Below are 15553 nucleotides of genomic sequence, written 5' to 3'. Positions count from 1 at the left end.
CAGTTCGATGAAAACTGGAACGAACGATCCACTCAATGGATGCCCTGGCGACGTCCAGGGTTTAGAATCCCCCGTCCCCAAGGAGTACGCAGCCATGTCCCAGGAACTTACCGCCGAACAGATCCAGCATGCCTTGCAAGGCATCACCATTCCGCCACAGCCGCAGATCATGGTCGATCTGCAGTTCGAGCAGTACATGCCTGACCCGGACCTGGAGACCATCGCCAAGCTGATTTCCCAGGACCCCGGCCTTGCCGGCGCCCTGCTCAAGCTGGTCAACTCACCGCAGTTCGGCCTGGCCAACAAGATCGGTTCGATCCAGCGCGCGGTGAACCTGCTCGGCAGCCGTTCGATCATCAACCTGATCAACGCCCAGTCGATCAAGGGCGAGATGAGCGACGAGACCATCGTCACCCTCAACCGCTTCTGGGACACCGCACAGGATGTGGCCATGACCTGCCTCACCCTGGCCAAACGCACGGGTATCCAGGCCCCTGACGAGGCCTACACCCTGGGCCTGTTCCATGACTGCGGTGTGCCCCTGATGCACAAGCGCTTCCCCAACTACATGGAAGTGTTGGAGGAGTCCTACGCCAATACGGGCGAAGATACCCGCGTGGTCGACACCGAGAACCGTGCGTTCAATACCAATCATTCGGTGGTTGGCTACTTCACCGCCAAGTCCTGGCGTCTGCCCGAGCACATCAGCTCGGCCATCGCCAACCATCACAATGCCTTGGCGGTGTTCCGCGACGAGTCCTCGCGCAATACCCAGACCCAACTGAAGAACCTGCTGGCGGTGCTGAAGATGTCCGAGCACATCTGCGCCTCCTACCGTGTGCTGGGTAATCAGAGCGTGGATCATGAGTGGAACGTGGTCGGCTCGTTGGTGCTGGACTACATCGGCCTGACCGAATACGAATTCGAGCAGCTCAAGCAGAACATCCGCGAACTGGGCGGGCACTGACCGATGCCGGAATTGCCCGAGGTCGAGACCACCCGCCGGGGTATCGCCCCGCATCTGGAAGGCCAGCGCGTCAGCCGCGTGGTGGTGCGTGACCGGCGTTTGCGCTGGCCGATTCCTGAAGACCTTGATGTGCGCCTGTCGGGGCAGCGCATCGTCACCGTCGAGCGGCGCGCCAAGTACCTGTTGATCAATGCCGAGGTGGGCACTTTGATCAGCCACCTGGGTATGTCCGGCAGCCTGCGCCTGGTGCAACAGGGGCTACCTGCGGCCAAGCACGAGCATGTGGATATCGAGCTGGAGTCGGGCTTGATGCTGCGCTACACCGACCCACGGCGCTTCGGCGCGATGCTCTGGAGCCTCGACCCGCTCAAGCATGAACTGCTGCTGCGCCTGGGGCCGGAGCCGTTGACCGAGCTGTTCGATGGTGAACGCCTGTTCCAGCTGTCGCGGGGCCGGGCGATGGCGGTCAAGCCGTTCATCATGGACAACGCGGTGGTGGTGGGCGTGGGCAACATCTACGCCACCGAGGCGCTGTTCGCCGCGGGTATCGACCCACGCCGGGCGGCGGGCGGGATTTCCCGGGCGCGCTACCTGAAGCTTGCGATCGAGATCAAGCGCGTGCTGGCGGCGGCTATCGAGCAGGGTGGCACCACCTTGCGCGACTTCATGGGTGGGGATGGGCAGCCGGGGTATTTCCAGCAGGAGCTGTTCGTCTATGGGCGCGCCGGGCAGCCGTGCAAGGTGTGTGGCAGCGAGCTGCGCTCGGTAACCCTGGGCCAGCGCGCCAGCGTGTTCTGCCCGCGCTGCCAGCGCTGATTTGCGGCATTTCCAAGCTGGCGCAATCCCTTGTAGGAGCGGCCTTGTGCCGCGAAAGGGCTGCGCAGCAGCCCCGGCTATTTCAGCTTTTGCGCTGACAACCTGGGGGGCAGCCCAGGCAAGCGGGTGGCTACTTCTTGAACACCTGCTCCACCCGCCCGCTGATCTCGCCCTTGTCGCCCTGCCCGGACGTCTTGGCCACCGGGCCGCCGCCTAGGTTCAGGTCGAGCTGGCCACCGGTGTTGATGATACCGTTCTCCCCGGCATGCACATTGAAGTTCTCGCAACTGATGTTGATTGTGCCGTCGGCCTTTAGCTCGATCACGCTCTTGCCGCACACCAGACGAATCTTGTCGCCAGCGTCCATCACGTAGTTGGCGCCAACGCTGTCGCGCTTGTTGCCGCCGACCTGCAAGGTGTCATGCTGGCGCACCGTGCGGATACGGTCCTGGCCGATGGTCGCGACCTCCACCAGGCCCACGGTCTTGACTCGGCTGATCCCCACCGACAGCGTCTGGTTCTGCTCCACCACGCTGTCCATGTTGCGCTCGGCGTGCACGTACAGCTGTTCGGCGCCCTTCTTGTCCTCCATGCGGATTTCATTGAAGTTGGCCGGCGTACCGCCCTTGCTCGAACGGCTCTTCATGCCGCTTTGCGTCGCGTTGCCGGGCAGGTCGTAGGGCACCGTCTGTTCGGCGTTGTAGACCCTTCCGGTGATGATCGGGCGGTCCGGATCGCCTTCGAGGAAGCTGACGATGACCTCCTGGCCAATCCGCGGCACCTGGATCGCCCCCCAGCTCTTGCCTGCCGTGGCCTGGGAGACGCGGATCCAGCACGAGCTGTTTTCGTTGGACTGGTCGTGGCGGTCCCAGTGGAAGTGCACCTTCACCCGCCCGTACTGGTCGGTCCAGATCTCCTCGCCAGCCGGGCCTACCACCACGGCGGTCTGCGGGCCCTTGACGATAGGCCGCAGGGTGCTGGCGACCGGTCGGTAGCTTTGCTGCGCGTCGATGCAGCTGAGGTTGCTTTCGAACTGCGGTCCGCCGCTGCCACCGCCGCTTTCCAGGCGTTCCTGATGCACGTAGTAGCGCGCCGCGACGATCAGGTACTCGCGGTTCTGGTCCTGGCGGCTGAAGCCCTCCAGGCTGAACAGGTGGCCGCTGCCCAGGCCGCGGGCATTGCCGCGCAGCTCGATACGTTCGTGCAGGCTTTGCAGGGCCTCCAGGCGCGTGCGCGCATAGTGCTCGCCATCCTGGGTCTGCGCGTAGGCGCCGGGATAGTCGTACAGCGGGTAGTCGCCGGCCTGGTGCGGGCGCGGCATGGCCGAGCGTACGTCGATGCGTGCGCTGGGGCGCTGGAAGTCGTAGTCGTTGAGTTCGAACGACCCCGGCTGGACTTCCTGGGCCAAGTGCCAGTCGTTGATATGATCGCGCTCTCGGTGCTGGCCGTCGGGCGGGTAGTACGGCACGCTGGCATAGCCCGGTGCGGTCTGGTGCGCGCCATAGGCGTCGGCCAGTACCAGCACGTGGCGCTCCTGCTCGTGACGGAAGAAATAGTAGATGCCTTCTTCTTCCAGCAGCCGGCTGACGAAATCGAAGCTGCTCTCGCGGTACTGCACGCAGTATTCACGCTCGCGATAGGTGCGGCTCAGGGCGTCTTCGAAGTCCGAGAAGCCCAGGTCGCGGAACACCTGCTTGACGATCTGCGGCACGCTCAGGTGCTGGAAGATCCGGCAGTCGCTGGTGCGCGTCAGCAGCCACAGCCACGGTCGTAGGGTCACCCGGTAGCTGGCGAACTGGCCGCGGTCCACCGACTGGCTGCACCGCGCGACGATGCCGTGAAAGTGCCGCGAGTTGCCCACGCTGACCTGCACGCTCAGGCTCATGGGCTTGCCCAGCAGTTGGTTGAGGTCGATGGCCGGGTCGTCGCTGGTCACCTGCAATTCGTAGTCGAACAGCCGGCCAAGTTCCTCGCTGCCGCCCATTTCGGCAAGGATCAGCTTGTCCGGCCCCAGTGGGCTGTTGATCTGCGCAAGGCGCGTGAACTGCTTGAACAGCATGATCGTTCCTGTCAGTCGGCGGCGCCGAAGTCATAGTGCAGGTCGTTGTCGCGGCGGCTGATGCTCACGCTGGCCAACGGTTTGCCTTCGAGCATGCGCGTCAGGAACTCGCGGCTCATGTCTGGCAGCAGGCCGTTGGTAAGGATGGCGTCGATCATTCGGCCACCGCTTTCGGTTTCGGTGCAACGCGACACGATCAGCTCCACCACGCCATCATCGTAGGTCAGGCCAACCTTGTGGGTGGCTTGCACGCGCTTGCGGATGCGCTCCAGTTGCAGGCGGGTGATGGCTTGCAGCATGGCGTCGCTGAGCGGGTAGTAGGGGATGGTCACCAGGCGGCCGAGCAGCGCGGGCGGGAAGATCTCCAGCAGCGGCTGGCGCAAGGATGTAGCCACCGTCTCCGGGTCGGGCAGCGCCTGCGGGTTGCTGCAGGTGCGTGCGATCAGCTCGGTGCCGGCGTTGGTGGTGAGCAGGATCAGGGTGTTACGAAAGTCGATCTGGCGGCCTTCGCCGTCTTCCATCACGCCCTTGTCGAATACCTGGAAGAAGATTTCGTGCACGTCGGGGTGGGCTTTTTCCACCTCATCGAGCAGCACCACGCTATAGGGGCGACGGCGCACCGCTTCGGTCAGCACGCCACCCTCGCCGTAGCCCACGTAGCCAGGCGGGGCGCCCTTGAGGGTGGACACGGTATGGGCTTCCTGGAACTCGCTCATGTTGATGGTGATCAGGTTCTGCTCACCGCCATACATGGCCTCGGCCAGGGCCAGCGCGGTCTCGGTCTTGCCCACCCCGGAGGTGCCGGCGAGCATGAACACGCCGACCGGCTTGTTCGGGTTGTCCAGGCCCGCGCGGGAAGTCTGGATGCGCTTGGCGATCATCTTCAGCGCGTGGTCCTGGCCGATGATGCGCTTGGCCAGGTGCGTATCCAGGTTGAGCACCGTCTCGATCTCGTTGCGCGCCATGCGGCCCACCGGGATGCCGGTCCAGTCGGCGACCACCGACGCCACCGCCTGGTAATCCACGGTCGGCAGGATCAGCGGGCGCTCACCTTGCAGTTCGCCCAGGCGCTGTTGCAGGTCGATGAGTGTTTCGCGCAGCGCATGGCTGCCTTGGGCGTCCACCTCTTGGTCCACCACACCCACCTGCTCGCGTAGCTGCGCACGGGTGGCCAGCAGTTCGTCCACCAGGGCCTTTTCTTCGGCCCAGCGGCTTTCCAGTGCGGTCAGGCGCTCGCGCTCTTCGGCCAACAGGGTTTCGGCCTGGGCCTGGCGCTGACCGGTGGCTACGCCGATGGCCGTTTCGCGGGCGATGATCTGCAATTCGACTTGCAGCGCTTCGATGCGCCGGCGGCTGTCGTCCACCTCGGCCGGTACGGCGTGCAGGCTGATGGCCACGCGGGCGCAGGCGGTATCGAGCAGGCTGACCGATTTATCTGGCAACTGGCGCGCCGGAATATAGCGGTGCGAGAGCTTCACGGCAGCTTCCAGGGCTTCGTCGAGGATCTGCACCTGATGGTGCTTTTCCATGGTCGAGGCCACGCCACGCATCATCAGCAGCGCCTTTGCCTCGCTCGGCTCGTCCACCTGCACCACCTGGAAACGTCGTGTCAGGGCCGGGTCTTTCTCGATGTGTTTCTTGTACTCGGCCCAGGTGGTGGCGGCCACGGTACGCAGGCTGCCGCGCGCCAGGGCGGGCTTGAGCAGGTTGGCGGCATCGCCCGTGCCGGCAGCGCCGCCAGCACCGACCAAGGTGTGGGCCTCGTCGATGAACAGGATGATCGGCTTGGGTGAGGCCTGCACGTCCTCGATCACCTGGCGCAGGCGCTGTTCGAACTCGCCTTTCATGCTGGCGCCGGCTTGCAGCAGGCCAACGTCCAGGCTGCGCAGCTCGACGTCCTTGAGCGCTGGAGGCACGTCGCCGGCGACGATGCGCAGGGCGAAGCCTTCGACCACCGCGGTCTTGCCCACGCCCGCCTCGCCAGTGAGGATCGGGTTGTTCTGGCGTCGGCGCATGAGGATGTCCACCAACTGGCGGATCTCCTCGTCGCGGCCGACGATCGGGTCGAGCTTGCCACTGCGGGCCTGTTCGGTGAGGTCGACGGTGAAGCGCTTGAGCGCCTCCTGCTTGCCCATCGCCGCCGGAGCCACGGCACCGCTGGCCTCGCCCGGCACACCCGCACTGAAGCCATCGCTGGCGGTCAGGTTGTTCTCGGGCGAATCGCCCACGTATTCGTCGAAGCGCTCGCTCAGGGCGTCGATCTTCAGCTTGGCGAACTCGCTGGACAGCCCCAGCAACGCGTTGCGCAGGCTCGGGGTCTTGAGGATGCCCACCAGCAGGTAGCCGGTGCGCACCTGGCTTTCGCCGAACATCAGGCTGCCGTACACCCAGCCACGTTCGACCGCCTCTTCCACCTGCGACGACAGGTCGGTGATCGAGGTTGAGCCGCGCGGCAGGCGGTCCAGGGCGTCGGTCAAGTCGCGCGCCAGGCGAGCAGGCTCGACATTGAACTGGCGGATGATGCGGTGCAGGTCGCTGTCTTGCAGTTGCAGCAACTGGTGCAACCAGTGCGCCAGCTCGACATAAGGGTTACCGCGCAGCTTGCAGAAGACGGTGGCGGCCTCGATGGCCTTGTAGGCGACGCTGTTGAGCTTGCCGAACAGCGCGGCGCGGCTGATTTCACCCATGGTCCTGGCTCCTTGTGTGTGGGGCGGCGACCGGCTGCTCGGCGTAGTGCCGGGCAAGCTTCAAGTCGCGTGCATCGTGCGAGGGGCGGCCGACCCAGGTATCGAACCCCAGGCGCTGGCCAGCATTGAGTTGCAGCGCAGGCACTTGAGCCTGCGCGAGGATGAGGTTGAGGTCCCAGTCCAGCTCCTGGCCCAGGTACTCGGCGACCCATGCGGCCAGCTCGACGAACGCCTGCCCGCCGGGCAGCAGGGCGTGGTACTGGTCGAGGCTCAGCGGGCCCAGGCACAGGCGGAACTTGTGTTGACGGTCCCACACGTAGCGGCCCAGGCACAGGTCGACGCCCAGGCGGTTGGCGCGCACCCCCAGTTGGCTGCGTTCGGGCAGTTCCAGCCACTGGCCGACGTACTCTTCAAGCCTCACGGGTACGCCGAAATACGCCGCCAGGATGCTGCACAGGCCATCCGGGTAACGGGTTTGCGCGGCTAGGTGGCCGGACCAATGTAGCTTGGCGGTGTCGGCCAGCGGCCCCTGGCCTTGCAGTTCAGGCTGGCCACGACCGCTCAGGGCGGCCAGGCGCGCCGCCCAGTAGTCATCACCCGGACGGTCGTGGCTGACGGTCGGCCGCGCCTCGGCCCAGGCGCGATAGAACAGGCTCAGCAGGCGGTGATGGAAGATATCCAGAAAGCGCTTGCTGGTCGGATCGGCGTGGTTGCGCTGGCGCTCGCGCATGTACTCGGTCAGGTGCAGCGGCAGCGGGCCGTTGGGCCCGCCCAGGCCGAAGAAGAACTGCTCCAGGCGCGCCGGGCCGTCTGCTTGCGCGGTGACCGAGGCCAGCGTGGCCGGGGCGAAGCTGCAATCCAGGCGCTGGCCCAGGCGCACCGGTTCATCGGCCAGGCGCAACGAGTGGCCGAAGCGCGGCAGCGCTGGGTTTTCCGCCTCAAGGCGGCGCAGGGCCTGGAAGAAGTCGTACTCCCAGGGCTCGGTCTGCATGGCCTCTAGCGTGTTCACAGGGTCGGCCTGCGTCCGGGCTTGGCGGTCCAGCGCATGATCTCGCCACGTTCGCTGGTACGCAGCACGGTTTCGGTGAAGCTGTTGATCGACACGTAGCGGGTCAGGAAGCGCTCGAACACCGCCCCGAGCAGAAACACGCCGGTGCCACGGAAGGCGTTTTCGTCGAAGGTCAGGGTGATCTCCAGGCCTCGGCCGAAGACGATCGGCCCCGGCATCGGCAGGCGCCGGGTGCAGGGCTTGCTGCTGACCTCGCGCAGGCCGTCGATCTGCAACTGCAAGGCGCTGTCGTGCGGGTCGCCGTACAGGCGCAGCAATTCCCGCAAGGCTGCGGCACCTTGGCCCTGCTCGGCCAATGACAAGTAGTTCAGCGACAACTGGCTGATCAGGCGCCAGGCGCGGTTGTCGTGGGCGTGGCTGGCCTTCGGTCGGCTGGGGCCGGCCAGGCAGCGCACGGCGGCCACCGGTGCGCTGTCGGCCAGGCTGAAGTCGCTGCGTCCGTCGCCCACGTTCATGAACAGTGGCAGGTCGCGGTTGCTGCACAGGGCGCTGATGCCCAGTTGGCGCAAGTCGTGGCGGTACGGCGCCTGTTGGCCATCGACCAGGCTGACGAACGTCTCGCTGCCCATGTAGCTGGAGCGCGTGCCGTTTCGCCGTTGCTCGCTGGACAACACGCGCGGCTCACGGCGCACGATGTAGTAGGCCTGGTCGCGACCATAGCGCGACGGGTCGCGCACCGCGTAGAACGGCAGGAACGACTGGTCGGGGCCGGTGCCGTGGCCCGTCACCTGTTGCAGTGAGTGGATTTCGAAATCGGTAGGTCGGGTGCGGTCGGCGATTACATGATGCTCATTGACCCGGTCGGTCAGGTGGATGCGGTCCACGCGCCGGGGGAACAGGTTGATCGCCGGGGTACAGAACGGCACGAACTGGCTGGCGCCGACACTGCTTTCCAGGCTTTGCTCGAAGCGCTCGAACAGCACCAGCAGTTCCAGCTCCTGCCCGTCGCAGCGCTTGACCGCACGCTCCAGGCCGGCGAAGTCGATGAACAGAAAACGCTGCGGCAGGGCGAAGTATTCCTGTAATAAGCGATAGCCCTGGAAGGCCTGGGGCACTACTGGCAGGGCGGCTTCACGGTCATCGAAACCACACGGCAACAGGGCTTCGTGCACCGGGATGCGCTCGACCCAGTCGGCCCCAGGCTGGCGCACGAACACCGCGCAGGCACTGCCCAGCAGTTGTTCGTAGAGGCGGAACGGGGTTTCGTCGGCGCCGTTGAGATACAGCGGCAGATGGCTGAGCGGCAGGCTGTTGAACGGGGTCTCGGCGCCGCTGCGTAGGGTCAGGCGCAGGCCTGCGCGGGCCTTGGGTTCGCTGGCAGCCAGGCGCCCGAGCACCGCGCCGGGGTTGCCGAAGTATTCGGCACGCGCCACGTGCAGCGGCCAAAGGGTCACGTCCTGGGTGCTGCGAAACTCGCACGGGGTCTGCGAGTTGCGGCCCAGGTTCGCCCGCAGCACGCTGCCGCGGGGCAGTGCGAAACCTGCCGCCAACGAACCTTCGTCGGGGTCGGTTTGCAGTTGTACCACGGTCATCGACGGAGTCGGCGCCAGGTAGTGCGGGTAGGCGATTTCCAGCAGGTTGTGAGTGAAAGTCGGGTACTCGGCATCGAGCTTGAGCTGCACCCGCGCAGTCAGGTAAGCGAAGCCTTCGAGCAGCCGCTCCACGTACGGGTCGGCGCATTCGACGCCCGACAGGGTCAGGCGTGAGGCAATCTTGGGGTATTCCCGGGCGAACTCGGCGGCTCCCTCGCGAATGTGCTGCAACTCCTGGTTGTACAGTTCGAGCAGGCGCGGGTTCATGCACGTCTCCGGCGTTCAGCGGGGGCCACGCGCACATGGCCTGACTCCAGGTCCACCTCGGTGTGCAGCAGCAGCGGCAGTGCTGCAGGCTGGGCCCACAGGTCGCCCTCGATCTCGAAACTCAGGGCATTGGCGTTCATCTCGCCGGGTGCGGCCTGGGCGCGCACTTTCAGGGTGTGGGCGAGGATGCGCGGCTCGTAGGTGGCGATGGCTTGGTGGATGATGCGTTCCAGCGCGGTGAGGTCGATGTTCGAGGCGCTGTTGCCGGCCAGCGCGGGCAGGCCGTAGTTGAGCACCGACGCACCGGCCGGGGTGTTCAAGGTGTCGATGCGGTCGAGCAGGGCGGTGGTGTTGAGTAGCCAGGCCAGGTCGCGCAGCACCGATGTCTTGAGCTGCTGCAGGCTGAGCACGCGCTTGTCCGGGGCTTCCTGCGGGTTGCCCGGATCGTCGTCGGTAAGGCGATCGAGCAGCGAGGGCTGCAGGCGGTCGCGGCTGGCGATTTCGGCTACCACGGCGGTGATCTCTCCCTAGGGGTGTTGCAGTGCTGGGGCGCTGTGCGCCCCTTTCGTGGCGCAAGTCCGCTCCTACAGAAGCGCTCGGTCCTTGTAGGAGCGGCCTTGCGCCGCGAAGGGCTGCACGGCAGCCCTCGTCAGATCTTGACGTTGGAGCGGATGTTCCAGCCGTACTTGATCGCGCCGCCGTCTTTAGTGCCGTCGGCTTTCTGCGGCTGGTAGTCAACGGTGACCTTGGCGAAGTTCAGGGTCACGTTCTCGGTCAGGCGATCGTCGCTGCCCGAACCGCCGGTGCTCAGCGAGCTGATGATGACCTCTTCGAGGTTGATGATCAGGTACTCGACCTGGCTCTCGCCACCGGCCTTGCGCACGGTCAGCTTGACCTTGTCGATGTGCTTGCCGCTGGAGCAATGGGCCATCAGGTTGGGGCTGGACTTGTCGATGTACTTGGTGATCGACAGGTCCTGGATGTTGACCTTGCCCGAGCCGCCGCCGCTGCCCATGTGCATGTTGCCGGACTGGGACATGCCCCAGCTCCAGTTCAGCACGTCGATCTCTTCCTTGTGGGCTTTGTCCTGGGACTCGCCCTTGATGTCGCCGATCTTGATGAAAATATCTACAGCCATGATGTCCTCGGAGTGTTCAATCGGTTGGCGGTGCTATTGGGGCTGCTGTGCAGCCCATCGAGGGCAAGTCCGCTCCTACAAATCCTGTAGGAGCGGGCTTTTCCCGCGATGGGGCGCGCAGCGGCCCCGTTCAGGCTCAGGCCCCTTTGGCCGAAGGCAGCTTCGACACCAGGCGCAGCGACACGGTCAGCCCTTCGAGCTGGTAGTGCGGGCGCAGGTAGAAGCGCGAGTTGTAGTAACCGGGGTTACCTTCGACCTCCTCGACCACCACTTCGGCGGCTGCCAGTGGGTGCTGGGCCTTGGTGGTTTCGGTGGAGTGCGCCGGGTCGCCGTCGACGTAGTTGAGGATCCAGTCCTGCAGCCAGCGCTGCATCTCGTCCTTTTCCTTGAACGAGCCGATCTTGTCGCGAACGATGCACTTCAGGTAATGCGCGAAGCGGCAGGTGGCGAAAAGGTACGGCAGGCGCGCGGCCAGGTTGGCGTTGGCGGTGGCGTCCGGGTCGTCGTATTCGGCGGGCTTTTGCAGCGACTGCGCGCCGATGAAGGCGGCGAAGTCGGTGTTTTTCTTGTGCAGCAGCGGCATGAAGCCGTTCTTGGCCAACTCGGCCTCGCGGCGGTCGGAGATGGCGATCTCGGTCGGGCACTTCATGTCCACGCCACCGTCGTCGGTGGGGAAGGTGTGCGCCGGCAGACCCTGCACTTCACCGCCCGATTCCACGCCACGGATGCGCGAGCACCAGCCGTAGTGCTTGAACGAACGGTTGATGTTCACCGCCATCGCATAGGCGGCGTTGGCCCAGGTGTACTTGCTGCTGTCGGCGCCGTCGGTGTCTTCTTCGAAGGCGAAGGCTTCGACCGGGTCGGTCTTGGCGCCGTAGGGCAGACGGGCCAGGAAGCGCGGCATGGTCAGGCCGATGTAGCGCGAGTCTTCCGACTCACGCAGCGAGCGCCAGCCGGCGTATTCCGGGGTGGTGAAGATCTTGGTCAGGTCACGCGGGTTGGACAGCTCCTGCCACGAGCCCATGCCCATTACCGTCGGCGAAGCGGCTGAGATGAACGGCGCGTGCATCGAGGCGCAGACCTTGGACATTTCGCCGAGCAGCTCGACATCAGGCGGCGACTGGTCGAAGTAGTAGTCGCCCACCAGGCAGCCGTAAGGCTCGCCGCCGAACTGGCCGTATTCCTCTTCGTAGAGCTTCTTGAACACCGGGCTCTGGTCCCAGGCGGTGCCCTTGAATTTCTTCAGGGTCTTGTGCAGGTCGGTCTTGGAGATGTTGAGCACGCGGATTTTCAGCTGCTCGTCGCTCTCGGTGTTGTTGACCAGGTAGTGCAGGCCACGCCAGGCGCTTTCCAACTGCTGGAAATCGTTGTGGTGGATGATCTGGTTGACCTGTGCGGTGAGCTTCTGGTCGATGGCCGCGATGATCTGTTCGATCGAGCCGATGGCATCGTTGGACACCAGGTTGGTTTGCGCCAGCGCCTGCTCAGCGAGGGTGCGCACGGCGCTTTCGACAGCTTCCTTGGCACGCTCGGTCTTGGGCTTGAACTCCTGCAACAGCAGGCTTGCGAACTCGCTCGGGTCCTGGGTGGCCGCCTGGGGGGCCTGGGTGTCGCGCAATGGATCGTTCATCGGGGCTCTCCTCAGGCGCTCGGCTCGGTGTCGGCGGGTTTTGGTGCGCTGGCCAGGGCTTGCAGCAGGGCAGGGTCCTTGATGGCCTTGAGGATGATGTCCTCGGCGCCGGTCTTGCCGTCCATGTAGGTCAGCAGGTTGGCCAGCTGGGTGCGAGCTTCCAGCAACTGGTTCAGGGCGTCGACCTTGCGTGCCACGGCGGCCGGGCTGAAGTCGTCCATGCTCTCGAAGGTGATGTCCAGGCTCAGGTTGCCTTCACCGGTCAGCTCGTTGGGCACGTTGAACGCCACCCGTGGCTGCATGGCCTTCAGGCGCGAGTCGAAGTTGTCGACGTCGATTTCCAGGAACTTGCGCTCGGCCACGGCTGGCAGTGGCTCGGCGGGTTTGCCGGCGAGGTCCGAAAGCACGCCCATGACGAAGGGCAGCTGGACCTTTTTCTCGGCGCCGTACAGCTCGACGTCGTACTCGATCTGTACCCGCGGCGCGCGGTTGCGCGCGATGAATTTCTGGGAGCTGTCTTTCGCCACGTTGTTCCTCCTGGGCGCCGGTGCGGCGGCTCTGTTCGTTGCGGGCGTCGGTGTTTATGCGGCGTTGAAGGCGTCAGTAGTCGCCTTCGGGGCCGCGCAGGTTCTCGAATTGCGACATGCCATCGGGGATCAGGTCGCGCACGATGGTCGCGAAATCCGCGTTGACCAGATTCTTTGCCCGGCGCAGCAGCACCGGCAGCGGGCTGGATGGCTCGTGACGGGCGTAGTACTGCAACAGGCGGTCGAGGCTTTGCGTTACGTCCTCGCGGCTGCTCACCTCGCCAGGGCGTGCGGCTGGGCGGGGTGCGGCTGCCTGAGGCGCGGCTTGGACGTATTCGTCGGCGTGCTCAGCCTGGCTGTCATCGCTGCCTGGCTGCGCTGCTGCGCCGTCCGGGGCGTAGTCGGCCAGCACTTGATGCACCTGGCGCAGCGGCTGGCGCAGGGCCGAGAGGTCGACGCCACTGGCCGAGCCGACCTGCTCGTTGACCCGGCTCTCGATGCTGTCCAGGGCCTCGCGGGCGCGTTGCAGCGCTTGCAGGCTCTGTTGCAGCTGTTCGGGCTCGGCGTCGCGCAGGGCGGCGGCCAGCTCTTCGGGGCTCAGCTGTTCGCTGGCGAAATGCTGAACGCCAGCGGCGTGCAAGGCGGCGCGCAGGGTCACTGGGCCGAACGCGCGCGAGCGCACCAGCACTGCGTCGCGCAGCAGGCCGATGTTGGTGTCGCAGGTCAGGCCCGCCAGCGCGTTGATACGCACGGTGGGGTCGTTGTCGTCTGCGGCGTCCAGTTGCGGGTGCAGGTAGAGCCAGTATTCGTTCAGCAGGTCGCGGATCAGTTCGAGGCTCGCCGCCAGGCCCGGCAGGCCATGCAGGGCCAGGTTCGACTGCACCAGGAAGTGGGTGATGCGCAGGTCCTTGCTGCGTTGCAGCAGGGCGTTACAGGACTGCTCGATATCGCGCCACTGGGGCGGCTCGGCCGGCAGCACAGCGTCGCCCATTACACGCTCGGGGCGGCCCTGGGCATCACGCTCCAATTGCAGGAAATCGGCGTCGTATTCGAGGTCGTCACCACAGGGAAAGTCTGCGGAAACAGCGGCGAGCAACTGCGGCGAGTTCACCAGAATTCGATCTCCATATCGGCCCGTGGTGGGGCTTTGTTTGCGCGAAGTTAATTTTGTGAACTAACGCACAAACTTGTCAAAGAACGCGAAAGTGACATCATGATGATATCACTCGGGCATTCAGAAGTTGCGCATTTATGGTTTATTTGTAAACAAGTGTCAAGGTAAGCTACGCGCCGCGAGTGACCGATGTGAACCCGTTGGCAGGTGCGCTGTCCATTGGGCGGGTACTGTCAAAGTGCCTTGATCGTCTCATCGATCGCTGCCTCACAATGTCTGATTTTGAGCGTATAGCCCAGTATTCATTGGGCTTTTTGCCAGGCGGGAGCGCAGGCTCGTCGAGCCATTCAAATGAATGGAATCGCGAATTACATATATGCACGGAGGCATGATGGCACTTTGCCTAACTATCACCAGTTACCACAAGATCACCCCTGGGCAATGCCCGGAGAAGTTGCTGGAAACCGGTGCCATCACTGTTGGTCGTGCGGCGGATAATGACTGGGTACTGCCGGATCCTGAACGCTTGGTATCTTCAAAGCATTGTGTGATCCAGTTCAAAGATGGCCGTTATTATCTGACCGATAACAGCACCAACGGTGTGGAGTTGGTCAACGCTGGTATTCGCCTGCGCCGCGGCAACAGCGAGCCGTTGATGGATGGCGAAGTTATTCGCATTGGCGAGTATGAAATCCAGGCGCGTATCGATGCGGGGCGTAGCATTGCCCTTGGCGGGCAGCCTGAAGCGCAGAGCTTCGAAGCCCTGATGGCCAATCAGGTGGCTGCGCCGATCACGCCGAGTACACCGATTAGCGGTGCGCCTGCGGCTTTCCTGCAAGGCGCGTCGAACCACGATACCTTGCCCGACCTGTTCGATTTCCTCGGGCCTTCCAGCCTGCCGCCGGCCAGCCAGGCCGACCATGTCCCGGCCCAGCAACACGATTTTCGCCCTCCAGCCCCGGTCGCGCCGCCGCCTGCGGTGCCCACCGCGCCAGGGGTGATTCCAGCAGATTGGAACCTGTTCGACGAAACGCCTGCGCCTGCGCCAGCGCCGGTCGTGCCGCCTCCCGTGGTAGAACCGGTGCCCGCGCCTGTGGCTGCTGCGCCGGTACCGCCAGGCGCTGCGCCGCCCGCTCCCGCCGCCAACAGCGATGCACTGTTGCAGGCGTTCCTGCGTGGCGCCGGCATCGAACACCTGCGCATCGACGCGGTGGATGCCGCTGCGCAGATGCAGGCCATCGGCCAGAGCTACCGCCTGATGGTCGAGGGCTTGATCGACGTACTGCGCGCCCGCAGCAGCTTGAAGGGCGAGTTCCGCATGCAGCAGACCAGCATCGCCCCGGTGCAGAACAATCCGCTGAAATTCGCGCCCAACGCCGACGAAGCGTTGCTGCTGCTGTTGCGCCATGGCAATCAGGCGTTCATGGCGCCGGACCGCGCCGTACGCGACAGCTTCGATGATTTGCGGGCCCACCAACTGGCCGTGATGGCGGGCGTGGAGGCCGCGCTCAAGCACTTGCTGAGTCGCTTCGAACCGGCCCGCCTGGAGCAGCGCCTGGCGCCTGCAGCAGGCTTGGCCAAGCTGTTCGGCGGCTCGCGCCAGGCGCATTGCTGGCAGCAGTTTACCGCGCTCTACGGGCAGATTTCGCGTGAGGCCGAGGACGATTTCCAGGACCTGTTCGGCCGCGAGTTCAGCCGCGCCTACGAAGCCCACAGCAGCCGTTTGCAACGCCCCTGAGGCATCCGC

Annotated in this window: 12 protein-coding genes; 3 read left to right on the top strand and 9 right to left on the bottom strand. The window is 64.9% G+C overall.

Annotated elements, in window-relative coordinates; translation table 11 throughout:
* Window positions 1–148: 148 nt before the first annotated feature.
* Window positions 149–967: an HDOD domain-containing protein gene (locus ACNFIC_RS12770; RefSeq protein ID WP_171030936.1), complete on the top strand. Its 819-nt coding sequence runs from the start codon at window positions 149–151 to the stop codon at window positions 965–967.
* A 3-nt stretch (window positions 968–970) separates the two neighbouring features.
* Window positions 971–1783, top strand: a complete 813-nt coding sequence (gene mutM / locus ACNFIC_RS12765) for a bifunctional DNA-formamidopyrimidine glycosylase/DNA-(apurinic or apyrimidinic site) lyase (RefSeq protein WP_138219392.1) — start codon at window positions 971–973, stop codon at window positions 1781–1783.
* A gap of 130 nt (window positions 1784–1913) precedes the next feature.
* Here mutM and ACNFIC_RS12760 read toward each other — a convergent pair whose 3' ends face one another.
* The 9 genes from ACNFIC_RS12760 to tssA form a co-directional block, all read right to left on the bottom strand.
* Entirely contained in the window at window positions 1914–3842 is a 1929-nt protein-coding gene (locus ACNFIC_RS12760) for a type VI secretion system Vgr family protein (RefSeq protein WP_138219391.1), read from the bottom strand.
* 11 nt (window positions 3843–3853) lie between these two features.
* Window positions 3854–6529, bottom strand: a complete 2676-nt coding sequence (gene tssH / locus ACNFIC_RS12755; protein WP_416781131.1) for a type VI secretion system ATPase TssH — start codon at window positions 6527–6529, stop codon at window positions 3854–3856.
* Entirely contained in the window at window positions 6522–7571 is a 1050-nt protein-coding gene (gene tssG / locus ACNFIC_RS12750; protein WP_138219421.1) for a type VI secretion system baseplate subunit TssG, read from the bottom strand. Before tssG ends, tssH begins: the two co-directional genes overlap by 8 nt.
* Window positions 7535–9397 carry a type VI secretion system baseplate subunit TssF gene (gene tssF / locus ACNFIC_RS12745; protein WP_416781130.1) on the bottom strand — a complete coding sequence of 621 codons (1863 nt, stop codon included), beginning with the start codon at window positions 9395–9397 and terminating at the stop codon, window positions 7535–7537. Before tssF ends, tssG begins: the two co-directional genes overlap by 37 nt.
* Window positions 9394–9909: a type VI secretion system baseplate subunit TssE gene (tssE, locus tag ACNFIC_RS12740; RefSeq protein WP_138219388.1), complete on the bottom strand. Its 516-nt coding sequence runs from the start codon at window positions 9907–9909 to the stop codon at window positions 9394–9396. The genes tssF and tssE overlap by 4 nt, the downstream gene beginning before the upstream one ends.
* A 137-nt stretch (window positions 9910–10046) precedes the next feature.
* On the bottom strand, window positions 10047–10535 hold the full coding sequence (locus ACNFIC_RS12735) for an Hcp family type VI secretion system effector (RefSeq protein WP_138219387.1): 489 nt from the start codon (window positions 10533–10535) through the stop codon (window positions 10047–10049).
* Between the two features lie 136 nt (window positions 10536–10671).
* Window positions 10672–12165 carry a type VI secretion system contractile sheath large subunit gene (gene tssC / locus ACNFIC_RS12730; protein WP_138219386.1) on the bottom strand — a complete coding sequence of 498 codons (1494 nt, stop codon included), beginning with the start codon at window positions 12163–12165 and terminating at the stop codon, window positions 10672–10674.
* Window positions 12166–12176: 11 nt separating this feature from the next.
* Complete coding sequence (gene tssB / locus ACNFIC_RS12725; RefSeq protein WP_166885209.1) at window positions 12177–12692, bottom strand: type VI secretion system contractile sheath small subunit; 516 nt, start codon at window positions 12690–12692, stop codon at window positions 12177–12179.
* A gap of 73 nt (window positions 12693–12765) precedes the next feature.
* Complete coding sequence (gene tssA / locus ACNFIC_RS12720; RefSeq protein ID WP_138219384.1) at window positions 12766–13803, bottom strand: type VI secretion system protein TssA; 1038 nt, start codon at window positions 13801–13803, stop codon at window positions 12766–12768.
* A 394-nt stretch (window positions 13804–14197) separates the two neighbouring features.
* Here tssA and tagH point away from each other — a divergent pair, with 394 nt between their 5' ends.
* Window positions 14198–15544, top strand: coding sequence for a type VI secretion system-associated FHA domain protein TagH (gene tagH / locus ACNFIC_RS12715; RefSeq protein ID WP_416781129.1), 1347 nt, complete (start codon window positions 14198–14200; stop codon window positions 15542–15544).
* Window positions 15545–15553: the final 9 nt, after the last annotated feature.

Origin of the sequence: Pseudomonas sp. NY15463 (genome assembly GCF_048068415.1) — a bacterium.
Lineage (GTDB): Bacteria > Pseudomonadota > Gammaproteobacteria > Pseudomonadales > Pseudomonadaceae > Aquipseudomonas > Aquipseudomonas mosselii_C.
Note: the sequence above shows the minus strand (reverse complement) of the source record. Positions and strands in the feature narration are given on the sequence as shown.